Source organism: Evansella clarkii (assembly GCF_002019695.1).
GTDB classification, from domain to species: domain Bacteria; phylum Bacillota; class Bacilli; order Bacillales; family Salisediminibacteriaceae; genus Evansella; species Evansella clarkii.
Genome location: NZ_KV917376.1, coordinates 1 through 22,813, shown reverse-complemented (window position 1 = coordinate 22,813; position 22,813 = coordinate 1). Strand labels below are relative to the sequence as shown.

The 22,813-nt window shown below is 41.6% G+C and carries 22 protein-coding genes; 16 read left to right on the top strand and 6 right to left on the bottom strand.

What is annotated here, in order from left to right; all coding sequences use genetic code 11:
* The first annotated feature begins 184 nt into the window (after window positions 1-184).
* From BK582_RS00110 to BK582_RS00100, 3 genes are all read left to right on the top strand, one after another.
* Complete coding sequence (locus BK582_RS00110; protein WP_078592427.1) at window positions 185-1,159, top strand: MBL fold metallo-hydrolase; 975 nt, start codon at window positions 185-187, stop codon at window positions 1,157-1,159.
* Between the two features lie 137 nt (window positions 1,160-1,296).
* Window positions 1,297-1,779, top strand: a complete 483-nt coding sequence (locus BK582_RS00105; protein ID WP_078592426.1) for a hypothetical protein — start codon at window positions 1,297-1,299, stop codon at window positions 1,777-1,779.
* Between the two features lie 227 nt (window positions 1,780-2,006).
* Window positions 2,007-2,801, top strand: a complete 795-nt coding sequence (locus BK582_RS00100; protein WP_078592425.1) for a VLRF1 family aeRF1-type release factor — start codon at window positions 2,007-2,009, stop codon at window positions 2,799-2,801.
* 68 nt (window positions 2,802-2,869) lie between these two features.
* Here BK582_RS00100 and BK582_RS00095 read toward each other — a convergent pair whose 3' ends face one another.
* Entirely contained in the window at window positions 2,870-4,084 is a 1,215-nt protein-coding gene (locus tag BK582_RS00095) for an MFS transporter (protein ID WP_078592424.1), read from the bottom strand.
* Between the two features lie 186 nt (window positions 4,085-4,270).
* Here BK582_RS00095 and BK582_RS00090 point away from each other — a divergent pair, with 186 nt between their 5' ends.
* Entirely contained in the window at window positions 4,271-4,651 is a 381-nt protein-coding gene (locus BK582_RS00090; protein WP_078592423.1) for an OsmC family protein, read from the top strand.
* 126 nt (window positions 4,652-4,777) lie between these two features.
* Window positions 4,778-6,172, top strand: coding sequence for an MATE family efflux transporter (locus BK582_RS00085; protein ID WP_078592422.1), 1,395 nt, complete (start codon window positions 4,778-4,780; stop codon window positions 6,170-6,172).
* Window positions 6,173-6,795: 623 nt separating this feature from the next.
* Here BK582_RS00085 and BK582_RS00080 read toward each other — a convergent pair.
* From BK582_RS00080 to BK582_RS00070, 3 genes are read right to left on the bottom strand one after another with little or no spacing between them, the layout of a single operon-like run.
* Window positions 6,796-8,103 (bottom strand): TRAP transporter large permease, encoded by a 1,308-nt coding sequence (locus BK582_RS00080; protein ID WP_078592421.1) that lies wholly within the window; start codon window positions 8,101-8,103, stop codon window positions 6,796-6,798.
* Window positions 8,093-8,581: a TRAP transporter small permease gene (locus BK582_RS00075; RefSeq protein WP_078592420.1), complete on the bottom strand. Its 489-nt coding sequence runs from the start codon at window positions 8,579-8,581 to the stop codon at window positions 8,093-8,095. Before BK582_RS00075 ends, BK582_RS00080 begins: the two co-directional genes overlap by 11 nt.
* A gap of 22 nt (window positions 8,582-8,603) precedes the next feature.
* Complete coding sequence (locus BK582_RS00070; protein WP_078592419.1) at window positions 8,604-9,767, bottom strand: TRAP transporter substrate-binding protein; 1,164 nt, start codon at window positions 9,765-9,767, stop codon at window positions 8,604-8,606.
* A 511-nt stretch (window positions 9,768-10,278) separates the two neighbouring features.
* On the opposite strand from BK582_RS00070, the gene BK582_RS00065 reads away from it, so the two are divergent.
* From BK582_RS00065 to pdaA, 8 genes are all read left to right on the top strand, one after another.
* The gene (locus BK582_RS00065) at window positions 10,279-11,082 is read left to right on the top strand and encodes a YfkD famly protein (RefSeq protein WP_078592418.1); all 804 of its coding nucleotides are present in this window, start codon (window positions 10,279-10,281) and stop codon (window positions 11,080-11,082) included.
* 208 nt (window positions 11,083-11,290) lie between these two features.
* Window positions 11,291-11,479 carry an SE1561 family protein gene (locus tag BK582_RS00060; protein ID WP_078592417.1) on the top strand — a complete coding sequence of 63 codons (189 nt, stop codon included), beginning with the start codon at window positions 11,291-11,293 and terminating at the stop codon, window positions 11,477-11,479.
* Between the two features lie 394 nt (window positions 11,480-11,873).
* Entirely contained in the window at window positions 11,874-12,080 is a 207-nt protein-coding gene (locus BK582_RS00055; RefSeq protein ID WP_078592416.1) for a hypothetical protein, read from the top strand.
* Window positions 12,081-12,101: 21 nt separating this feature from the next.
* Window positions 12,102-12,365: a hypothetical protein gene (locus tag BK582_RS00050; RefSeq protein ID WP_078592415.1), complete on the top strand. Its 264-nt coding sequence runs from the start codon at window positions 12,102-12,104 to the stop codon at window positions 12,363-12,365.
* Window positions 12,366-12,824: 459 nt separating this feature from the next.
* On the top strand, window positions 12,825-13,463 hold the full coding sequence (locus BK582_RS00045) for a histidine phosphatase family protein (RefSeq protein WP_078592414.1): 639 nt from the start codon (window positions 12,825-12,827) through the stop codon (window positions 13,461-13,463).
* Between the two features lie 149 nt (window positions 13,464-13,612).
* Window positions 13,613-15,127, top strand: coding sequence for a fumarate hydratase (locus BK582_RS00040; protein WP_420841240.1), 1,515 nt, complete (start codon window positions 13,613-13,615; stop codon window positions 15,125-15,127).
* A 197-nt stretch (window positions 15,128-15,324) separates the two neighbouring features.
* Window positions 15,325-15,495 (top strand): Fur-regulated basic protein FbpA, encoded by a 171-nt coding sequence (locus BK582_RS00035; RefSeq protein WP_078592412.1) that lies wholly within the window; start codon window positions 15,325-15,327, stop codon window positions 15,493-15,495.
* Window positions 15,496-15,571: 76 nt separating this feature from the next.
* On the top strand, window positions 15,572-16,357 hold the full coding sequence (pdaA, locus tag BK582_RS00030; RefSeq protein WP_078592411.1) for a delta-lactam-biosynthetic de-N-acetylase: 786 nt from the start codon (window positions 15,572-15,574) through the stop codon (window positions 16,355-16,357).
* A 69-nt stretch (window positions 16,358-16,426) separates the two neighbouring features.
* On the opposite strand, the gene BK582_RS00025 is transcribed toward pdaA, so the two are convergent.
* Window positions 16,427-16,792: a GAF domain-containing protein gene (locus BK582_RS00025; RefSeq protein ID WP_078592410.1), complete on the bottom strand. Its 366-nt coding sequence runs from the start codon at window positions 16,790-16,792 to the stop codon at window positions 16,427-16,429.
* Between the two features lie 126 nt (window positions 16,793-16,918).
* Between BK582_RS00025 and BK582_RS00020 the strand changes: the two genes are divergently transcribed.
* From BK582_RS00020 to BK582_RS00010, 3 genes are all read left to right on the top strand, one after another.
* Window positions 16,919-17,788 carry a DNA-3-methyladenine glycosylase family protein gene (locus BK582_RS00020; protein ID WP_078597702.1) on the top strand — a complete coding sequence of 290 codons (870 nt, stop codon included), beginning with the start codon at window positions 16,919-16,921 and terminating at the stop codon, window positions 17,786-17,788.
* 17 nt (window positions 17,789-17,805) lie between these two features.
* A complete protein-coding gene (rlmD, locus tag BK582_RS00015) occupies window positions 17,806-19,209 on the top strand; it encodes a 23S rRNA (uracil(1939)-C(5))-methyltransferase RlmD (RefSeq protein WP_078592409.1) in 1,404 nt (467 codons plus the stop codon).
* An 822-nt stretch (window positions 19,210-20,031) separates the two neighbouring features.
* Entirely contained in the window at window positions 20,032-20,541 is a 510-nt protein-coding gene (locus BK582_RS00010) for a GNAT family N-acetyltransferase (RefSeq protein WP_078592408.1), read from the top strand.
* Between the two features lie 201 nt (window positions 20,542-20,742).
* Here BK582_RS00010 and BK582_RS00005 read toward each other — a convergent pair whose 3' ends face one another.
* Window positions 20,743-22,167 (bottom strand): IS110 family transposase, encoded by a 1,425-nt coding sequence (locus BK582_RS00005; protein WP_078592407.1) that lies wholly within the window; start codon window positions 22,165-22,167, stop codon window positions 20,743-20,745.
* Window positions 22,168-22,813 lie beyond the last annotated feature (646 nt).

Sequence of the window (22,813 nt, the reverse complement as noted above, 5' to 3'; positions counted from 1 at the left end):
TACTAACAGGAAGATGAAAAAAATGCTTGCCAAATAAAGGGTGGAATTAAGTTATTAACATTGTCCACAATGTTGTGGATATGTATAATCAGGCTATCGTTTCATGACAACCTGGGAAAAATAAGTTAAAATAATAGAAAAACCGAGTGAATGATCATTCATTTTCTGTTGGAAGGAGAGCAAAATGAGCGCCAGTATGAAGCAGCTGACAAAAGATATTATACCAATTACATTACCTACTCCCTTTCAGGTTGGCCCTGTAAATACTTATCTTATTAAAGGGGACGCATTAACTCTTGTAGATACAGGGGCAAAATACGAGCAGGGGCTTAACGTTTTGCAGCAGCAGTTAAAGGAGCAGAACGTAACGATACGTGATATTGAGGTAGTGGTCCTTACACATCATCATCCGGATCACATCGGGTTACTCGGGGAGTTTCTTCCTCATGCTGAAGTATACGCCCATAAAAAGGTACGGCCATGGCTTAAAATGGACAGCAGCTTCATTGCTGAAAAAAATGCTTTTTTTGAGAAGCTCTACAAAGAACACGGAGTACCGGAAAGACTTATAGAAGATATTGATAAAACAAATACTGGTTATCTCTCACTTTCTGCACAGGGAGATATCGATGTGGAATTGTCTGAAGGAAGAGAAGTCCCGGGACTCTATGGGTGGAATGTGATAGAAACACCAGGTCATGCTCAGAGCCATATTTCATTATACAGGGAAAGCGACGGGGTGCTCATTGCTGGAGATCACATTATCGAGCATATATCTTCTAACGCTATTATTGAAGCACCGTACGAAGGAGAAACGGAGCGTCCAAAAACGCTTCTGCAATACAGGGAGTCTCTGAAAAAATGCCGCCATGTAAATTTTGCTTATTCCGGGCATGGAGGACCAGTGATGAACCCTGGAGAACTTATCGAAAACAGGCTCCTGGAACAGGACCATAAAGCAAAGCAGTTTAAAAATTTGATGGGGGACGAGCCTGTTACTTGTTTCGAGCTTTGTAAAAAAAGATATAGCCACATTTATGAAAAACAGCCTGCTTTAACCCTGTCCGAGACATTAGGGCACCTTGACCTTTTGGAATCCAGGGGGGAAATAAAGCATTTTTATCAAGACGGATTAGTTTATTACACCGCAATCTCCTGATTCTGATTTACTTTAAAATGTCCGGACCAGATACGTATGAACTGGGGAGTCAGACTTTTTAGTTTGTTGTATGGAATAATACGGGTAAAATAAGGGAAGAGACAACCATATCGTGAATCAGGATGGAGGAATCAATTATGGAAAGAGAATCCAGCAGCAAGAAGTGGCTTAAAAGAGGACTGGTCATCGGCACCGTTGCCGGAACGGTTTATGCCTTTGCCAACAGGAAAAGCCGCACAAAGATTACGGAGACATTTGATGGAGGAGCGACAAAAGTAAAACAGCTCATCGAGGTTATGCAGGAAAACCGCGAGCCCTTTATAGAGCAGCTAAAAACTTCAGGGCAGAAAATCCAGTCTATTGTTGAAAATGCTTCTGATGATATAGAGAAATTAATTACTGTCTCTAAGCATATGAAAGAGCATTCCCAGGCTATTATCGCAGCACTGCAGGAAACGAAGGAAGAGTTTGAGGAACTTGCCGAAGGTCTTGAAAAGGAGACTGAAACAACTGCGCAAATTGAAGCGCCCGAGAGCGCACCACCTCTGTCGGATCCAGCAGAAGGCACCATTCCATTACAGAAAGAACTGCCTACCGCAGAACGCCAGAAGCTTACTTAATTATATTTGTCAGCTGCAGGTTCCAGTTGGCACGCAGAAAAATGGCCGCAAAAATGCAGGCCATTTTTTTATTAGCCGGCCAATAAGCAGGACGGAGGGATCTGTGCTGTTTTTTTACAACTCCGCCAAAGACAAGGTCAGCATCGGGAAGCTGTAAAAGAAGGTTTGAAACAGCCTCTTAAAGGTTACATATCCTGTACATGCTAATCAAAGGAGGAATGTCGCAGATGGCTTTGGCAGATGAATTGAAGGCTTTAAGGGAGTTCCGTTGTGAAGAAGGCAAGTGTGTATTGTCTGTTTATTTGAACACGGACAGGGCAGATTCAGAACAGCAAAAAGGCGAATGGAAAATCAGACTCAAAAACGGCCTCAAACGGCATGAGGAATACTTAGAGGCCTCAGAAAATAAAGATCAGCTGAAATCTTTCCGTAAATTGAGGAAGAAAGTTGAGAACGAGGTTAATGGAAACCAGTCCCAGCTTCAGAAAAGCGTTGTTATTTTTGCCTCCGATGTGGATGACCTCTGGTCTGTACATTACATGCAGCTCCCTGTTGAAACAAGCTTTCACTGGGAAGAAGCTCCTGTTCTGGACCAATTGACAAAGCTTCAGCAGGACTTCCCGAAAAGTGGTATCGTGCTTCCTAATATGGATGAAGTTAAAATCCTTGAGACGGACCTTGGAGAAATACAGGATACACGGATTTATTCTTTTGATCCAGATACCGGGAACTGGAACTATAAACAAGGTATGGGCGCAGAGGACAAAATTATGTCCGGAGCCACTCACACAGATAAATATGATCAGCGTTTCCAGGAAAATCTGAACAGATTTTACAAGGACATGGCTGGCAATATTGAAAGATTGAAGCAGGACAGGAACTGGGAAGCTCTCTACCTTGTTGGAGAGGCTGATCCAGTAAATACGCTGGAATCGCAGTTGCGGGTCCCTGTAGACAAATCAGTGAAAAAGAATCTGAATAATGTTGATACTTCGAAAGTACTTGAACAGGTGTTCAATTAATATTTAGTAAAAGGCGCCCTCGGCCAGGCCAGGCTGAAAGGGCGCCTTTTTGCTGTTTGATTGTTTTTTTACGCAATGCCCTGCTTTTTCTGAAGCTGCCCTTTGTTAACCTTCTCAAAGACAGTTCCGGCGATAAAAATCAGCAGCAGCATGCCGCTAATAGAATAATATACCGCCCCCTGGCCAATTACTCCGATAAGCCAGCCGCTGATGGGAGGGCCGATCATGCTTCCCAAAGCGAAGAGGACGGCTGTCATCACATTGCCTGTGGGAAGCAGGTTTGCAGGAACGAGGTCCGCCAGGTAGGCAATGCCAAGGGAAAATAAAGATCCGAGTAGCATGCCGGAAATAGCGAATAATGACCAGAGAGCCCAGTTAATATGCTCCACAAACGTCATGGAAAAGAACAGCAGCAGTCCGGCGAATAAAAGAGCCCGCAGCACTTTACTCCTGCCGACCTTATCGCTCAATATGCCTAATGGCAGCTGAGTAATCAGACTTCCGAACACAAATGTTGGGAGAAGGAGCATGGTAACAAACTCGATATCAAGCCCCATTCTTATAGCATATACAGGGTAATTCCCATGCAATGAAGCTTCAAGGTAGCCGTAGCAAAAACCAGGAAGCAGGGCAAACCATGCTAACTTAATTACCTGTTTATAACGCTCGAAAGTATTTAACGAACCTGCAGTTTCAAAATCGCTTTCCGGCCATTCATTACGGAGAAACAAAATAAACACCCATGCGATTACACCGGAACAGGAAGCGATGATAAAAGGAAGAAACTCGTTTATTTCAAGGAGCCTCGTCATCATCGGGCCAATTCCGAATCCAAGGCCGAACGCGAGACCGTATATAGATAACTGCCGGCCTCTTTTTTCTTTAGTACTAGTCGAGCTGATCCAGACCTGGGTTGAAAAATGAATTAAGTTATCTCCCACTCCGACAATAATTCTCAAAATGAACCAGAACCAGAAAGCCTGCCAAAATGGAAAAAGAATTAATGAAACAGTAACAAGTATAAGACCGATAATAATAACTGGTTTATAACCATATTTTCTTACTGGTTTCTCAATAAAGGGAGATATAAGAAGAATCCCGATATAAAGAGCAGCAGCATTTAAACCGTTTGCTGAGGCCGATACACCGGAGGTTTCCAGCATAACTGCAAGAACCGGCAGCAGCATTCCCTGCGAAAAACCGGCTATAAGGACCATCCCGACCAGCACCCAGTACCTGAAAACCGGATTGTTTTTTTCTCTGTTAATTAAAGCAGCAGACATACAAAGTTCCTCCTACGGGGCATCAGACTAATTAGTATTCACTGTATATTGTAAATCGTTTACTTATTTATGGGAAGAAAACATTTCCGGGGGAGATAGAAACGCCATTCTGAGTAAAATGGATGACTGGGCAAAACCAAAGGGGTAGAATAAATATCATAAGCATAAAAAGGAAGTGACTTGATTATGAAATTTACATTTAATGAAAACAAATTTGAAACAGAATTTGAATATGGAAAGCTTCATGTTTCAGGAGACGAGCAGTATGGCTTCCGCCCATATCAGCTGATGGTCAGCTCTGTGGCAGTTTGCAGCGGTGGTGTGTTAAGAAAAGTACTTGAAAAACAAAGAATGACAATCAGTGAGCTGACAGTGGAAGCTGATGTAGAAAGAAATCCTGAGGAAGCTAACCGACTGACGAAAATACATCTTCATTATACAATTTCCGGAGAGAACCTGAACGAGAAGAAAATAGATAAAGCGATGGAGCTGGCTCAGAAAAACTGCCCAATGGCTCAGACAATAATCGCATCTGTGGAACTGACAGAAAGCTTTGAAATTGTTTAAGAAGTAAGCTGAATAAACAGCAGGAGAGAATGAGGAAGTGCACAGCTTCCTTTTTCTTATTCAGGCATTTTCTGACCAGCAGCAGGCTGCCTTTTAAATAATATGGAGTTTAAATGAGGGGTCTATATGAGTAATAATCAGCATGATTTTACAGAGGGAAGTATAACTAAAAAGATGATTTTCTTTTCGGCGCCAATCTTCCTTACGAATCTGCTGCAGACATCTTATCAGCTGATTGATTCGTTATGGGTCGGGAACCTTCTGGGAGCCAATGCCCTTGGAGCAATCGCTGTTTCAGGAACAGTGGTTTTTACCATTCTCTCATTTATTATCGGGATTAATACCGCTGCCCTCACAATACTTTCCCAGCATAAGGGGGCTAAAGACGAAGAGGGACTGAAGAAATCACTGAATGCTTTTGTGGTTATTCTAGGAATAATGACTGTGGCTCTCGGTCTTTTTGGTTTTCTTATGTCAGAATCTATTTTGCAGTGGATGGGAACACCTGATGAGATTCTTCCCCTTGCAACCACTTATCTGCAAATAAATTTTATCGGAATCATTTTTTTATTTGGCTATAATTTCATTGCTACTGTTTTGAGAGCACTGGGCGACAGTAAAACTCCTGTTCGTTTTGTGCTCCTGGCGGTTATTTTGAACGCGATATTTGACCCGGTCTTTATTGTGGTGTTCGATATGGGGATTGCTGGTGCTGCGTACGCGACAATCGTCTCTCAGGGAACAGCGTTTGTATATGGCCTTCTCTATTCCATTTATAAAGCGAATGTCCCTTTCTCCATGCCAAAATGGCCTGACGCCATTTTTATGAAAGTGATCTTTCGCCTTGGACTTCCGTCTGGTTTGAGTATGATGGTGATTTCCGGTGGAGTGCTCGCCATTATGACAGTGGTTACTTCCTTTGGTGAAGAGGTAACTGCAGGGTTTGGAGCTGCCCAGCGGCTGGATAGTCTGATTATGATACCAGCGATGACCCTTGGCTCGGCAGTAAACAGTATTGCAGGCCAGAATATCGGGGCAAATTTATGGGGCAGAGTAAATGAAGTGGCGAAAAACGGAGTGGTCCTGATTTTACTTGTTTCCTTTTCTATTGGTGCAATTATTTTTTTCAGTGCGGAATTCTTAATCTCTTTATTCGTTCAGGACGAGGAGACGATTGCCTTTGGAAAAACTTATGTACAGACTATTGCATTCTTTTACCCGTTCCTCGGAATCAATTTTGTCTTAAATGGAGTAGTACGTGCCGCAGGGGCTATGATGCAGATTTTTGTACTGAATACAATTTCCTTCTGGATCCTCCGCTACCCTCTTACATATCTGTTCTCCAGCTGGATGGGGGAAGAGGGTATTGCGGTTGGGATGGCTGCCAGCTTTGTTATTAGCAGTCTCTTTGCGATCGGCTATTTCAAATATGGCAAATGGCGGGAAATCAAACTCCTTGACGGGAAGGACGATGAAAAAGAGAAACTGCTTGAGGAGCTCGAGGAAAAAACGAGGAAATAAGGGAGGCCAGAAGGTCTTGCGGTATATGAGAAGGAGAGACCATGCCACTCAGGGAGTGCAAGGAGATCTTGCGGCACAAGAGAAGGAGGTACTGTTACCCTCAAGTGGTGCAAGAAGGTCTTGCGGTACATGAGAAGGAGGTACTGTTACTCTCAAGTGGTGCAAGAATGCCTTTCGTTACCTGAGAAGGAGGTACTGTCACTCTCAAGTGGTGCAAGAAGGTCTTGCGTTACTTGAGAAGGTGAGAACTCCACACTCAGGGAGTGCAAGAAGGTCTTGCGTTACTTGAGAGAGAGAAATCATGCCACTCAGGGGGTGCAAGGAGGTCTTGCGTTACTTGAGAAGGTGAGAACCCCACACTCAGGGAGTGCAAGAAGGCCTTGCGTTACTTGAAAGAGAAATCATGCCACTCAGGGGGTGCAAGGAGGTCTTGCGGTACATGAGAAGGCGGTACTATCACTCTCAAGTGGTGCAAGAATGCCTTTCGTTACTTGAGAAGGAGAACCCCACACTCAGGGAGTGCAAGAACATTCCCCCAAATTAAATAAATAAAATAAAAAAGTGTCCCAGGTGTAAGATACCCGGGACACTTTTTTAATCCCAACTTCAGACTCCTCACACACCTAATTCCGCATAAGCTCAGGAAGGAATGTGACAATCTGAGGGAACGCTATCAAGATTGCAGTACAGACAATCATCGCGATAACCATTGGGGTTACGCCTCTGAATATCGTCTGTATTGGTACGTCCTTCGCCACCCCTTTAATAACAAAGATACTGACACCAAGTGGAGGCGTTAACAAGCCGATGTTCACTACCATAACCATGATAACACCGAACCACACCCCATCAAACCCCAGAGATGTAACGATAGGATGGAGGATGGATAAAGTTAAAACAAATATGGACAGACCCTCGATAAAGAGCCCTAAAATAAACAGGACAACAAGAATCAGAAACAAAATGATATAAGGGCTGACATCCAGGCCGCTCACATAATTTGTAACTTCTACAGGGATTCGGCTGATTGTCAGAAACTGGCTGAAAAGGTTAGCGCCAATTAAAATGAGAAAGATCATTGCTGTCAGGCGGACAGTATCGTCGAGAGAGTCCCTCAGATTTTTAAACGTAAGCCGCCTTGTGACGAAAGCGAAAAGAAAGGCACCGAATGCGCCTACACCGGCCGCCTCGGTAGGAGTAAAGATACCAGCGTAAATTCCGCCAACACTGATAATAAACAAAGCCAGAATCGGCCAGACAGGCTTTAAGCTTGTAAACCTTTTAGACATTGTCGCTTTTTCAGCCCGTGCAGGAGCTAAGTCCGGATTTCGGCGGATAAGAATAGCGATAGTAATAACGAATAAAATAATCTGCAGAATACCAGGAATTATCCCTGCGATGAGCAGGGCACCGATATTCTCACCTGTTAAAATTCCGTAAAGTATTAAAATTACACTTGGGGGGATCAGGATTCCCAATGTACCGCCTGCCGCCACACAAGCTGTGGATAAGGTAGGCTTGTAATTGAATTTCTCCATTTCCGGCAATGTTATTTTCGCAACTGTCGCAGTTGTGGCGTTAACGGAACCGGAAATCGCTGAAAAAATAGCGGCTGTACCAATAGTGGCCATAGCAAGGCCGCCGCGGACATGGCCAATCCAGTTATCCACCGCCTTGTACAGGTCTCTGCCAAGTCCGCAATATGACAGAACCATACCCATTAAAATAAATAATGGAATAACACTCAAAGAATAAGAGAACGCTGTATCAAAGGGTGTTCTCCCAAGCTGCAAAAGGGCGATATCCCAGCCTCTTATTAACCCTGTCCCGACTAAACCGACGAGAAGCAGAGCGATGCCAACAGGGATTTTCAGCAGAAATAAAATGAGCAAAAGGATCAGGCCCAGGACTCCGATTAATTCAGGACTCATTGTTCTTACCCACCTTTTGTGCGTCTATAATTCCGTTCATTACTGCGGTTAGGGAGAAAACAAAAGTTCCCACAGCTGCCAGGATTGCAAACAAAAATATTGGCAGATTAAGATCGCCTGTCACAGTATTGGACTGGTAAAGACGCAGGGCGTTTTGCCATAGCTGCCAGGTTAACAGCAGCATTAAACCAGCAATGAAGAAATTAACAGCACTGTTAAAAATAGTTTGCGTTTTGTCAGAAAACTTCTCCACGAGGAAATCAATTGTTATATGCTCCTTTACCTGGTGTGTGTATGCAAGGCCGAGAAATATAACCATTGAAAGTCCTGACTGAGTAAAGTCATAAGTCCCTGTCACCGGGATGTTAAACAGCCAGCGCCCTACTACATCAAAGGTGATCATCAGCATCATGGCTATTAAAATAAGCTGGGCTACTAAATGTAGCCCGCTGCTTAAAATATGAACTAGTTTCTTCATACTTATCACTTCTTTTATCAGTTTAGTTGTTTCTGATTTCTACAGCTCTGTCATACATTTCCTGCGCAGGCACTCCCTGGGCAGCCATATCTTCAATCCATTTATCAACAATTGGCTGGAACGCTTCTTCCCATGCTGCGAGGTTATCGCCGGAAAGCTCGATAAATTCCACACCGTTTTCTGCTCCGGCGTTATAACCATTCTCTCCCGCCTGATCGAATACCGCTCCTGCATGCATGGACATATCTAACTGAGTGAGGTCATCAAGCACTGCTTTGTCAGAATCGGACAGACTGTTATATACATCAGTGTTCATGACACCAAAGAATGGGGTAGCAGAGAAGTTGCCTACAGTTACATAATCCACTACTTCATAGAAACTATAGTCAGCGAGAGTGGAAAACGGTGCCATAGCAGCGTCGATAGCTCCTCTTTCCAGCGCTTCATAAACTTCTCCCATTGGCATTGTTACCGGAGTTGCTCCAAGTGCTTCAAGCATTTCTGCTCCTGCAGGTGATGGTGTTCTCACCCGGAGTCCCTGTAAGTCTTCAGGAGATTCGATTTTCTTGTCCGGGCTTAAAATTTGGGCAGGTTCTGCAGAGAATAAGAAGAGAGGAGTTGTATCATTATGTTCCTCCTGCAGTTCTTCAAACTCTTCATAAAGTGTCCAGAAGATCTCGCCGCCTTTTTCTGCTGATTCTACAAGGAACGGAAGATCAATTACCGTAGCGATAGGGAATCTTCCGGAAGAATAAGCATGAACACTTAAACTAAGGTCTGCTTCCCCAGTAACAGCCATATCGTAATGGGCACCAGGTGCACCTAACTGGTTATTGTCATATATGTCTGAAGTAATCCTTCCATTTGTCCGCTCTTCCATATCCTCTGCAAGTGTTGTAAGTACATTCTGATGAATCGGGTGATTAGCCGGCAGGAAGTGTGAAACAGTCAGGTTGTGATCGCCTCCATCATCAGAGGTAACAACACCATCATTGTTATTAGCAGCTGCCTCATTGTTATTATCGTTGTCATTGCCAGCTTCTTCTGCCGTGTTGTTATTTTCCGATGCCTCAGCGCCATTTTCATTTCCGCCAGTATCCTCTGCACATGCAGCCAGCATAATGAAGAATGCGCTTACAAATGCTGCTAACATAAACTTCTTACTTCCAATCATTCTCCAGAACATCCAAAATCCCCCTTTTATATGATGCGAATTTATGTTCACGTTTCAAAAACGTGTTAACGAGTTCATTATATCAAAAGATAATAGACTTAAAAAGTAATTTTTCTGAATTTACTAAAAAATATATAATTGAAGATATTATACATTTTTGTATAGAAAGTATAGTTTATTATACGGGGGATCAGTGTTGTGGAGATGGTTCAGTCTGTCTGCTTCAGGATGGGCGGCCTATTAATAATGAAGAAAAATATTAAGAAAGAAGTGTGTTATGTATTTAAAGGGAACAGAATACGAGACAAAATAAGTATTCCTTTCTTTGAACGAACACTTGTTATAGCGTTGCAGAGGGGGCTTGTCTAATTCAAAAATAATATTTGTGACCAGCAAAATTTGAATGAGAAGCTTCCAAAGGTAATTTTTCCTCTCCACAGGATAATTTTTGGTTTTTCAAGTAAAACTACAATTAAAAGCGAAACTTAACACTCAAATAGCGCATTTAGGAGGCTGTGATAAAATGAAAAAGGCCCTTGTATATCTTCTTCTTCCATTATTGTTTTTTTGCGGACTGGTTTCGTACAGCGTGGAAGCAGCTGAAGATGGAAAGCAGACTGAGGAGAATTCTGTCCCTGACTCTGCCATGGATATTTCTAAAGATAACACCTATCCAAACCCTGCCCAGGACCTTCCTAAGTTACATCCTGGTGAATTAGCGAGTGAACTGCTCGAGTCCACAGAGATTAAAATTGAGAATCCGGAGCTGATTAAAATGTTTAATGAATCAGACATCCGGAGCTCCAAAATGGCCATAGGCATGAATGTATCCATCTATCTGGGACAGTGGCCTCTGGCATACGAGTCAGACGAAACAAAAATTAACTGGGATTTTGAAAAGGTAAACACGAATAGAGTGGATAACCGGGGCGGACAGGAAGCGAAGCGGATTAACTACAACCAGGAGCAGCAGAAGAGAATTAAAGGCGGCCTGACAGCGGAAGTGCAAAGCGGAGATATGGTTCAGAAAATGATGATGATTAAGGCAAGGGAAAAGCTGAATATGCCGCTGAGTTTTTCTACTGTCATTGGTTATGGAACAAAGACAGACCGTGTTTATAATGTAGCTCCCGGCTCTGTAGGGTACTTATCGGCATATGCGCCAGCTGTTAATGAAAAAGGGAAAGTAACATACGGTGAAGTTTACCTTCGCGTTAAAGGCGGAGAAAAATGGCTTGAAGTAAAAAATGTAACACAGCAGGGAATCGGAGCATGGATACCACTGCAGGATCATATAAACCTGAAGTTTAATACTGCAAATGAATGAACCCGCACAGTATGGTATTTTAGAGGTACCACGAACAAAATCTTCTCAGTGGTTTGAAAACAGCTAAAAGCTGTGAGCAGGGCTTGTGTTCGGAAAAGCAGGCTCTGTTTGCCTTTATTTGACACAGAGAAGAGATTTGTTAAAATGGGATAGCATTAAAAACCGTAAATAATGGAAAATTTCATTGGATATTTGAAAGGGGAAGGCAATGAGAGAAGCAGGACATGCAGGGAAAGAAGATAAAATGGCGCTCCTGAATGAGAGGATTGACCATCTGGTTTCTACACTTGATTCCCTCGACCCGGAAAAAACTGGTGTAGAAGAGATTGATCGTATTATATCAATGCTTGATGAACTTGAGGAAAAATGCAGGCAGTATCGCCGGGAATATGAGTAAACGATTGATTAACAATCGAAATAAACACAGTTAATATAAACAAGAACGCCAGGAATGGATTATCCAGGCGTTCTGTTTGTTTATTGTCTTGTCTTTCTTCTTAGCTGATGTGTTTATATGCAATATAACGGAATGAGGAACCGTTCCTCCCGTCAAAGAGGACCTCAATACGTTATTTCACTAAAACCCCCCTATTTAAGCAGGTTACCGAATCCAGCTTCCAAAGTTATTAACTAATTATAAAGATTCAGTCAGTACAGAACCGTTTAATTTATAATAAAGTTATGATTATGAAAAGAGCGAATAGGCTTTATGTGGTAGCCAGCAGATTATTAACAAGATGAAGATAACACAAAAGCTGTAACACAAATCTTTACTGCAGGAGGACAGAAAAGTGGATGCTGTAAACTGGTATGACTGGATTTCACCGTCGAATCCATATGCTGCAATAGTTCTCGGGTTAATTATTGTTTTAATAGTGATAGTGTTTGTATGGATTGAGGAGAGAGACCTGAAAACAGTAATGTATGTGTTTTTAGCAGGGGCGGCCGTTGTGCTTGCTGGTGTGTTTTTATTCAGCAGTCTTGGTTTTTATGGATAGGGAACGAGGTGAACAAGAGAAATGGTTCTGAAAGAAGCTGTGGCCAGCCTTGACGTATTTTTTTGGTTTGGCCTTCTGATGTTTATAAGCGGGATTGCCTTGTCTGCAGTCAACCCGTATTTAGGGATTATAGGGATAGTTGGTGGAGGGATTATGGGTCTCCAGGCAATTAATCTGTGCAGTCTGAACAGAGGGCAAGGGAAAATTGTCTTTATATTTTTAATCAGCCTTGTAACAGTAATGGTAAGTCTTTATGTCGCTGCATTGAAATTTTTCGTACTCTGAAGGTAAATGAGGTGGGTCCAGTGGGATTGTTTGCTTTCTGTGTTGCAGCAGGTGCCTTAACAACAGCATAATTTGCAGAAACGAGATCTTCAAAGCTTGAAAAAAGAGTGAGAGAGTTAGAGGAGAAGCTTGATAATCTTAAATTAAAAGGGGAGATCGATTTACGGGTTATTATCTTCGCATTGCTGTAAATTTTTGTTTTCATCCTTTTTTTCCAGCTTGGATTCGCTCTCCAAAATCAGCTGTATCTGTTTTCAGTTTTTACCCACCCTGGTAATAAACATCCCCCCCACTTAAACCCTGCTTCATCAATGGGAAGTAAGCTGTTAAAATAGTTATATATCCAGCAAAAGGGCTCCGGTAGAGGTGGTCCTTTTTTCATAAGGGGTCTATTAGCTATGTTGCTGACAGAGCCTCAAAAAATCAATTATTCTTGAATAAATAGAAGAGGGTGGCGAAATGGAACTTTATCTTATAAGGCATGGCCAGTCGGAAGCAAATCTTCACGGAATTATTCAAGGGCATGCAGATTATCCTCTTTCCGGTCTTGGGAAAAAGCAGGCAGCTATTTTAGGAGAATATTCAGCTTCTTTGAAAGCAGACAATATTTACAGTTCAGACCTTGTTCGTGCTAAAGAGACAGCTGAGGCGATAGCTGATCAGCGGAGCCTCGAGGTAAAAACCTGGCCGGAAATCAGAGAAGTTGGTCTGGGGCCATTTGAAGGCCGGACGAGAATCGATATTTTGGAAAAATACCCTAACCTGAAGCATGAGTCACTCCTTACCTCCGGTGTGGAGGGCACAGAAACTGCAGAAAATATCACACAGAGATGCAGGGAAGTTATCAGGCTGCTGAAGGAAAAACACCAGAATGAAACGACAGTCCTCGTTTCCCATGGTGGTTTTATAAGCATTCTTCTTACCTTTTTAATGGCGGGAGACGAGTGGCCAAAAATGGACCGGCCTTTTATCATTGGCAATACAAGCATTACTAAAGTTGAAATAGACGATACAGGAAAGGCAAAATTTCATTATATAAACAAGACAGCGCACCTCGAGGAAAAAGAAGAGTCACTGACTTCAACGGTGCTTTACTGAAGATAGCGGCAAAATGATTTAATGTGCTTTTGCCATGTTTCCTCCTGTTTCGAAATTATCTGCCAACTGAAAGTGGTTTCATAGTATAATAGTAATCGTTGACAGAAGAAATATAAGGAGTGTTTCACTTGGAAAACTTTCGCCAGAGTATGTATGAACTCGTAACAGAAACATCAACTAACCTTCCGTACGATGTAAGACGGGCGATCCGTGCGGCTAAAGAGCGGGAAAATGCCGGCACAAGAGCGGCGCTTTCTCTAGCGACTATCACACAGAATATCGATATGGCAGATGACAATGTACTGCCGATCTGCCAGGACACTGGAATGCTTACTTTCGAAATCAAGGTGCCGGTTGGTGCTAACCAGATTGAGATGAAAAAGGAGATTTATGAGGCGATCCGCCAGGCGACTAAGGACGGAAAACTTCGCCCGAACTCTGTGGATTCACTTACTGGAGAAAACAGCGGCGATAATATCGGTCCCGGGACACCGATCATTCATTTTGAACAGTGGGAAAATGATTACATAGACGCAAGACTAATTATTAAAGGCGGCGGCTGTGAAAACAAAAATATTCAGTACAGTCTGCCGATGGAAATCGAAGGCCTTGGCCGTGCAGGCAGGGACCTTGACGGCATCCGCAAATGTATCCTTCACTCTGTCTACCAGGCTCAGGGCCAGGGATGCAGCGCAGGCTTTATCGGAGTTGGAATTGGAGGAGACCGAATCTCCAGCTATGAGCTTGCAAAGAAGCAGCTGCTAAGAGATGTAAGCGATATAAACGACAATCCAAAACTCTTTGAGCTGGAAAATTATATTATGGAAAAAGGTAACACGCTAGGAATCGGCACGATGGGCTTTGGCGGGGAAGCAACACTTCTCGGCTGTAAAATCGGCGCAGCTAACCGTCTGCCAGCAAGCTTCTTCGTCTCTGTTGCATACAACTGCTGGGCATTCCGCCGTCTCGGAGTGACACTGGATGCTGAATCCGGTACAATCCAAAACTGGCTTTACAAAGAAGGAGAAAAAATCAGTTTTAAAGAAGATACAGAAACAGCAGCCGCATCTGAAGAGCCGGTAAGAGAAGTTGTCCTCCAGGCTCCTGTTACAGAAGAACAGATTCGTGAGCTTAAGGTTGGGGATGTGGTAGTAATTAACGGCGACCTTCATACTGGAAGAGATGCTATTCATCACCATCTTATGGACAATGACGCACCAATCGACCTTAATGGACAGATTATCTACCACTGCGGTCCGGTAATGCTTAAGGACAAAGAAGGGGAATGGCATGTGAAAGCTGCCGGTCCGACAACGAGTATTCGGGAAGAGCCTTATCAGGGCGATATTATGAAAAAATTCGGTATTCGTGCTGTCATGGGTAAAGGCGGTATGGGTCCAAAAACGTTGAAAGCACTTAAGGAACATGGAGGAGTTTATCTTAATGCAATCGGCGGTGCTGCTCAGTATTACGCGGAGTGCATTAAAAAAGTTGACGGCGTTGATCTTATGGAATTCGGTATTCCGGAAGCAATGTGGCATCTGAAAGTAGAAGGATTCAGAGCAATTGTAACGATGGATTCCCACGGCAACAGCCTTCATAAAGACGTGGATAAAACGTCGTTCGAACGTCTGCAGCAATACAGCGAAAAAGTATTTTCTTAAGTCTGAGTATATGCAGAAGAAGCAGGAGCTCCTATACGGGCACTGCTTCTTTTTTGTCTCTGCAGGAGGCCGGTAAAATTTCTCCGTCAGCCTTTCTGACAAAGTTACTGTTCAACTGCGAAGCATTTGTTATTTTAAATATGACCTAAGCTTCGACCTGTAAAATACCATTGTTGAGTAAAGGGAGGGAAGGCGAAATGTCTAAATACATTCAAATCGCCATAAGAGCAAGGAAGAATTATCTGATCAGCCAGCTTATCCAGCAAGGAATATTTAAAAAGGGAGATCAGCATTTATATGAACTTACCCTTACAGAACTTGAAGACGAACTGAGTGAGGCAGTAAAAAAATATGCTGGTAACATATAAGGTATGTATGAAAACACCAGAATAACTGAAAAATAACACTATCACATATTAAAGAGAAATAAGGTGAGGGTGTTAAATGAAAAAAGCAATCGTATATTCAGTGCTTTTATGTTTATTCAGTTTGTCGCTTATTTCCCAGGTAATGGCCTACAGTAATGAAGCTTATAACTGGAGTTTTAATCCGTCAAAAAATAATCAGCCGGCAACGACAGAAGCCCATTTTGAAGAGTTACTGAAAACGTATGGCGGATTTTATATCGGCGATACGACAAAAAAGGAAATTTATCTTACGTTTGACAACGGCTATGAAAATGGATATACAGAGAAAGTACTGGATGTGCTTAAAGATAAACAAGTGCCTGCAGCCTTTTTTATCACAGGGCATTATTTAAAGACAGAAGAGGACTTAGTTAAAAGAATGGTGGAAGAAGGGCATATTGTCGGGAACCATTCTTACCACCACCCGAGCTTACCGGAAGTGTCCGATGAGCGGCTCGTACGTGAGCTGGAAAGCTTAAGAACAGAGTATGAAAATGTAACAGGTGACGATGACATGAGGTATCTTCGGCCGCCAAGAGGAATTTTCAGTGAAAGAACACTCGTTAAATCGGAAGAGCTCGGTTATACAAATGTTTTTTGGTCGTTCGCTTATAAAGACTGGGAAACAAATCAGCAGAAGGGCTGGAAGCATGCATATGATTCAGTAATGAACCGGATTCATCCTGGAGCGGTAATGCTTCTTCATTCTGTCTCCAGCGATAATGCGGAAGCTCTGCCTAAAATTATTGATGATCTGGAGAGCCAGGGATATACATTTAAAAGCCTGGATGATTTGATGATTAAAAAAGGATTTATTGATTAAAAATACCCCTGCGCCATGAACAATGGCTCAGGGGTTTATCAATGCACTGCAGCAGTGAAACATAAATGTTTAGTTAGCGAGACTAAGCTCACCGATAGCTGATGCGATTGTTTCCAAAGTGCTCACATCAGTTACATCAAACGCAATCACTTCCCGTGTCCGTACGATCATTATCCCGATATTTTCATTTTTAGAATTTTTAATTGGAAATTTCAGTTCCCCGTTTGATTCCCATGCCAGATCATCTTCACTGTCTGAAGCAGCGAGGAGGCTTACTTCCTTTCCGTTCTCGTAAAAATAAATTCCGGACCAGTCAATATAAGGCACTTGTTCCACAAGACTGTTTACAGTCTTCTCGAGAATGTCCTGTAAGTTTTTTTTCTTATACACCTCTGCCATAATCTGCAGCGAGGCAATATCCGTCGCGATTGACACTACACATCTCTCCCTAAATAACGTTGTCGCACTCTATTTTAACAAACACACAAGGAGTTTTGGGCTGCCAAGTTAAGGAAGAGGCCTATGTATGGTAATATGTATAATGGAAAGGTGGGTGCAGCCATGCGCGAACAAATAAAAGTACAAGGTCCGTACAACTTTAAACAAGCTTTAAAGCGGTTAACAGTTGATCCTCTTGCCCTGACGAATGTGGAAGAGCAAACATTGAGGATCCCCCTTCTTATAGATGAAAAACAAGCGGTAGTGGATGTCACACAGACTGGGAGCTTTGAGGAACCTGTTTTTGAAATAGTGACAGATAGCAAGGTTGACCAGGACAAACTTTTCAAAAGGTTAAATGAAATATTCCACTGGGATATTCCCCTTGAAACAATTTACCAGTACTTTCAGGATACAGAATTAGACCAGCTGTTCAGCCAGTTCCGGGGCACGCCGTTCGTGTGTGATTTTCAATTATATGGCTGTTTAATGAAAACAATCATACATCAGCAGCTGAACATGTCTTTTGCATTCGTTCTTTCTAACAGATTCAAACAAAATTTTGGTACAGAAATCGAAGGTGTCTGGTTTTATCCGTCTCCAGATAAAGTAAGCAGGCTTGAGCCGGAAGACTTGATAGCCTTGCAATTCAGCCGCAGAAAAGCGGAATATGTGATAGATACTTCCCGGCTCATTACTGACGGTCTTCTTGACCTTGAAAGCTTAAAGAGTCTGGATGATGAGGAAGTAATAAGCCGCCTTATAGCCATTAGAGGAATCGGGCGCTGGACTGCGGAAAATTTCCTGATGTTCGGGTTGGGGAGGCTGGATTTATTCCCGGTTGCTGATATAGGTATACAGAACGGGATGAAGAAGTATTATAAACTTGATAAAAAGCCATCTAAAGAGGTAATGATAGATAAATCCGAAGCATGGAAGCCATACAGGACGTATGCTTCATTATATTTATGGGAAAGTTTAGAGTCTGATTAATCAATGAGGTGAAATGAGTGAAGCAGCAGCGAAAAGACACCGGGAAAGACAATAGCCAGCTGAAAATCAAAAAAGGTCAGCGCTTCCCGCTCACAATCAAACGAATGGGCATTGACGGAGAAGGAGTAGGCTTTTTTAAACGGCAGGTTGTCTTCGTTCCCGGTGCGCTTCCCGGCGAAGAAATCGTTTGTGAAGTGACGAAAGCGGAAGGCAAGTTTGCAACAGGAAAGATAGTTAAAATCAGGAAAGAATCAAAAGACAGAGTAGCTCCCCCCTGTCCTGTATATGCAGAGTGCGGCGGGTGCCAGCTGCAGCATATGGCGTACGGAGGACAGCTCAGATCAAAGAAGGATATCGTCCGCCAGGCATTTGAAAGATATACGAAGATTAATCTTGATAAAATCAATTTCAAGGATACAATCGGCATGGACGACCCGTGGAATTACCGGAACAAGAGCCAGCTCCAGGTTGGAACGGAAAAAGGTAAAGTTATCGCCGGTCTGTACAGCACAAACAGCCACCGGCTCATTGACCTGGAGGACTGTGCCGTTCAGCACCCCCAGACAAATAAAGTGACAAATACAGTAAAACAGATCATCGAGGATCTGAAGATACCCGTTTATAATGAAAGAAAAAGAAGCGGTGTCATCAGAACGATCGTAACGAGAGTTGGTTTTGAAACTGGGGAATACCAGGTGGTGCTCGTAACGAAAGAAAAAGACATCCCGAAAGGTAAATTACTCATCGACGAGATAAAACGGCGCTTTCCGGATGTGACTTCTATTATGCAAAACATTAATCCGAAAAAAACATCCCTTGTTTTTGGCGATGAAACAGTGACCCTATTCGGGAAGGATAAAATTGAAGAAAAAATGAGCGAATTCAGTTTTAACCTGTCTCCCAGGGCATTTTTTCAGCTCAATCCTGTTCAGACGAAGAAGCTCTATAACGCGGCAAAAGAAGCAGCAAAACTTTCAGGAAAAGAGAAAGTCGTTGATGCATACTGTGGTGTTGGGACGATTGGACTCTGGCTCGCAGATGGAGCGACTGAACTGAGAGGCATGGATGTCATCGATGAAGCGATCCAGGATGCCAGGAAGAATGCCGAGGCGCACGGTGTACACCATGCTCACTATGTGACAGGCAAAGCAGAAACATGGCTGCCAAAATGGGAGAAGGAAGGCTGGCACCCGGATGTGGTTGTAGTAGACCCGCCGAGGACAGGACTGGACAGGTCGTTCATCGAAACATTGCTCCGTGTGAAGCCAAAGCGTATTGTATATGTTTCCTGCAACCCGTCTACCTTAGCAAAAAACGTCAACGACCTGGCAAAGGGCGGATACAAACTAAAATCCCTCCAGCCAGTGGACATGTTCCCACAAACTGCACAAGTGGAAGTAGTCTCGGAGCTTGCTTTGTAAATGTCTAATTAAAAAGTAAACTACTTAACCAAAATAAACATTTCCGATTTAGACCTGGTTTTCGGTAAAATAAACATTTCCGATTTCCAGGTCTTTTTCATGCCCAGCCCTTGCCCCATCTATCTTTTCTCGATTTTCTCTTCCTTCCATTATCGGTAAACTTTATTTTAACTGCCCAAAAAAACTTGAAAAAAGCGGGGGGAAACGGGCATTTTTGAATCAGAAAAACTCCAAAACGGGGATTCGGCAGCAAAACTTTACTTTATAAGCGACGGTGGAATGGGGGTTTAAGGGGCGAGATTTCGAATGAGTTTATTTTGGGCTGGAAAAGAGTAAGTGATCCAGTCTTTTTGTTTTGTTGAATAATTCCCCAAACCATTCTAGTTGCAGAATTTTTTAACTTATTAGTTGGCATTTTATGTTAAAGTATATTTAATTAAAATAATCAATTTGTGAGGAAATTACTTAAAGTATTGCGGTAAACGGTGAAACACAATGTCTGTAATTTATAAATGACAAATATAGAAAATATATAATGTTAAGGAGTATGGATGGCAGTTTAGTTAACGTTGTTGAAAACAAATGGAGGAGCGATAGCATAAGAATGTGTCGTTTCTCTTATTCAACTATCGGGTAGCAAGAGCTCAGTAAGCTCTCGCTGCTCTTGTTCCAAAAGGGAGCATTCCTATAATTAAAGGATTTGGAGTTTAAATAATAAGTAACAATCCTATTTTTTTATTAAATCCAACGAAGCAGGAGATACAAAAAATTGGAATAGAATATTCAGTAAAAAGCATTTATTACAATACAAGGGTGAAAACTATGAAAATAATCGAGACTGAGAGACTATATTTAAGGGAATTGGTAATAGGAGATACACGAGAGTTATGTAAGGTTCTTTCTGACCCTGAATCAATGCAATATTACCCTGAACCCTTTAATCAGAAGAAGGTAGAAAATTGGATTCAATGGAATATAGATAATTATAAAAAATATAACCATGGGTTATGGGCAGTTATTCTAAAAGATGGAGAAAAATTAATTGGAGATTGTGGCATTACAATGCAAGAAATAGAAAATGAATTAGTACCAGAGATTGGTTTTCATATTATAAAAAACTATTGGAATAAAGGGTATGCATCAGAAGCGGCGAACGCTTGTAAGAATTATGCATTTGAAGTGTTGAATTATTCCAAGATATTTTCATACACCACACTTAAAAATATCCCATCACAGAAGGTTGCAGAGAAAATAGGTATGCATACATATAAGATATTTGAGAAGAATGGAGAAAAACAAATTGCCCAAGTGGTACTTAATAATAAGGCATAGGAGTAACATGTGAAAGAAGGCACTTAAATGTAGTGTAGTCCTTTAGGAAATTAAAAATAAAAAATTAATAATGAAAAACCCCTAATTCCATGCAAAAATTTAGGGGTTTCTACAATTTAAAAGACTTAGAGAACTGTATAATAAATACATAAATATACATAAATATCCATAAACAATAATGTTAGATATAACTCTTTTCACCTATTTCAATAACTGTGGCTCTTTATCTAAATTATCGCCATATAACTGCTCAGCCTTAATACCACATGCTTTCGCATGTATTATAGGATCATACTTCACTCCATTTTTTAGAAGAGTATAAATAAGGGCAGCTATTTTACCACAAAGGTGTCCGATAGCTTTCTTCTTATTCATTCCTTCCTCTACTTTGCGGTCATAATATGCTTTAAAAACGGTTGGTTTTTTTTGACCATTTGCCAATATAATTAAAGAGATTTGATAAAGAACTCTACGTGCGTCCCGTACACCACTGTACGTTTGCCTAGTTCCAGTTACTGAAGTGCCAGACTGCTTATTTTCTGAAGAAACGCCCAGGTATTTCTTGAACTCTTTATATGTGTTAAATCGTTCAATATCTCCAATAACACCAATTAGTGTACAAGCAATATTTTCACTTATGAAAGGAAGCGACATAAGGATTTCGGTATATGGGTGGGGGTCAATCCCCTTTTCAACGTTCCCCCAAAGGAGAGTATGAATCTCTTCGTCTATAAGTTTAATGCTTTCCTCAAGTCGTAAGGCTTCTTCTATCAGCCATTTTTGTCTTCCTACAAGGTGTTCAACTGGCACGGCGACCGTATAAGGCGTAACCTTAGCCAATACATTGGCTGCTTTTTTAGCTACACTTTTAGCACCAGCCGTTAATAATGTATTGTAAATCTCTTCAGCCGAAGCTTCCTTCAAGTGAAGGGCAGTAGGGTATTCCAAAACTAACTTCATTACAGACGGACTGGATAAGCTTTTAAACGCCTTATTTAAGTCTGGGTGAGTCACCTTTAATAGTTGTTGGACTTGATTTTTCCTACGTGTTAATTGGACATTTAAATACCAGCGGTCACGCATTACCGTCCGAAACAAGGATTGAAGAACAGATTGTGGGCGAATAAGGGATACACCCTGCATATGTGGATGTAACTGCTTATGCCACCCCATGTAGGAAATTACTTTCGCATCCATGGAATCTGTCTTTTCAGTGATACCTAAATTATTCTTACGAAACTCTCCAACAGCTCTATTTTCTACTTGATACAAATCATATCCTTTGTTTAAAAGCACTTGTTGAATGAGATAAGAATAATGTCCACCTGTTGGCTCAAGTAAAACTAAAAAGTCTTTTTTAGTAAGGTTAAATTGTTTTTCAATCTTTTCTAATGCCATTAGAAAATCGGCTATTCCAGCACTATCAGAGTTAAATTTCATGGTTTTCGTCCGTTTCCAAGCAATCCCCTTTGGATCTAAAAAAGCATCAAACTGGATACACGAAGCCACATGAAAACTCGCTCCAATATCAATACCAACATAAAACTGATAAAACTTACGTTGTTCTTCTTGCCTGTTTTGTGCGTCATTTCCATAACTAAATGGAGTAATGGTATCTTTTGTCATTTCTCCTCCTAGTACAGCAGTATGACATATCTGACTATCCAAGTTTCTGTGAGAGCTTATGCCCAATGTAGTATGTCAGGATTATATCGCCAGATATTAAATCTCAAATTTAACACAGGAGTCTAGTAATAGCCCCAATCAACGGTAGAGTTTCAACTGCTTAATTGATATTGTTTTTTTGTTCTGACTCTATATAGTCTTTTTTTTGATTTTTTATATAAGACAAAATATTCAAAAATCCTCCTAGAAAATAAAAAAATCCTGCCTAAAATGACAGGAGTAGATTCCTTTTTTATATAAGTGCAGTGCCAATAAATTGTGGAGTGCCTCACACCAATATTAGAGGTCTAGTTGTTCTAGCCCCATTCCAGTTAAGGTCGGAATCACCATAAAGGTCACTGCACATCTCTATTTTACAATATTTGTACCAATAAAAGAACCAATGTCCTCAAACAAACGGCAAGGCTTCACTTATTAAGAGATCCCACGTTTAAGTCAAAGGTACATCGGTATTTAACATTATAACTAACTGTATAAAAAATTGTAAATATTTTCTGATACAATACATTTAATACACCTGGACTTCTTAGTATGTAGTCCTTTAATTTCTATAAGGAATTGTTTAAAGCATTACAGAAACAAACGG

Excerpts from the sequence above, each read along its gene's own strand:
- BK582_RS00100 (WP_078592425.1), top strand. The coding sequence starts at position 2,007 with ATGGCTTTGGCAGATGAATTGAAGGCTTTAAGGGAGTTCCGTTGTGAA.
- BK582_RS00060 (WP_078592417.1), top strand. The coding sequence starts at position 11,291 with ATGAGAGAAGCAGGACATGCAGGGAAAGAAGATAAAATGGCGCTCCTG.
- BK582_RS00050 (WP_078592415.1), top strand. The coding sequence starts at position 12,102 with ATGGTTCTGAAAGAAGCTGTGGCCAGCCTTGACGTATTTTTTTGGTTT.
- BK582_RS00095 (WP_078592424.1), bottom strand. The coding sequence starts at position 4,084 with ATGTCTGCTGCTTTAATTAACAGAGAAAAAAACAATCCGGTTTTCAGG.
- BK582_RS00005 (WP_078592407.1), bottom strand. The coding sequence starts at position 22,167 with ATGACAAAAGATACCATTACTCCATTTAGTTATGGAAATGACGCACAA.
- BK582_RS00105 (WP_078592426.1), top strand. The coding sequence starts at position 1,297 with ATGGAAAGAGAATCCAGCAGCAAGAAGTGGCTTAAAAGAGGACTGGTC.
- BK582_RS00020 (WP_078597702.1), top strand. The coding sequence starts at position 16,919 with ATGCGCGAACAAATAAAAGTACAAGGTCCGTACAACTTTAAACAAGCT.
- BK582_RS00110 (WP_078592427.1), top strand. The coding sequence starts at position 185 with ATGAGCGCCAGTATGAAGCAGCTGACAAAAGATATTATACCAATTACA.
- BK582_RS00065 (WP_078592418.1), top strand. The coding sequence starts at position 10,279 with ATGAAAAAGGCCCTTGTATATCTTCTTCTTCCATTATTGTTTTTTTGC.
- BK582_RS00045 (WP_078592414.1), top strand. The coding sequence starts at position 12,825 with ATGGAACTTTATCTTATAAGGCATGGCCAGTCGGAAGCAAATCTTCAC.
- BK582_RS00075 (WP_078592420.1), bottom strand. The coding sequence starts at position 8,581 with ATGAAGAAACTAGTTCATATTTTAAGCAGCGGGCTACATTTAGTAGCC.
- BK582_RS00040 (WP_420841240.1), top strand. The coding sequence starts at position 13,613 with ATGTATGAACTCGTAACAGAAACATCAACTAACCTTCCGTACGATGTA.
- BK582_RS00070 (WP_078592419.1), bottom strand. The coding sequence starts at position 9,767 with ATGTTCTGGAGAATGATTGGAAGTAAGAAGTTTATGTTAGCAGCATTT.
- BK582_RS00090 (WP_078592423.1), top strand. The coding sequence starts at position 4,271 with ATGAAATTTACATTTAATGAAAACAAATTTGAAACAGAATTTGAATAT.
- BK582_RS00085 (WP_078592422.1), top strand. The coding sequence starts at position 4,778 with ATGAGTAATAATCAGCATGATTTTACAGAGGGAAGTATAACTAAAAAG.
- BK582_RS00010 (WP_078592408.1), top strand. The coding sequence starts at position 20,032 with ATGAAAATAATCGAGACTGAGAGACTATATTTAAGGGAATTGGTAATA.
- pdaA (WP_078592411.1), top strand. The coding sequence starts at position 15,572 with ATGAAAAAAGCAATCGTATATTCAGTGCTTTTATGTTTATTCAGTTTG.
- BK582_RS00035 (WP_078592412.1), top strand. The coding sequence starts at position 15,325 with ATGTCTAAATACATTCAAATCGCCATAAGAGCAAGGAAGAATTATCTG.
- BK582_RS00080 (WP_078592421.1), bottom strand. The coding sequence starts at position 8,103 with ATGAGTCCTGAATTAATCGGAGTCCTGGGCCTGATCCTTTTGCTCATT.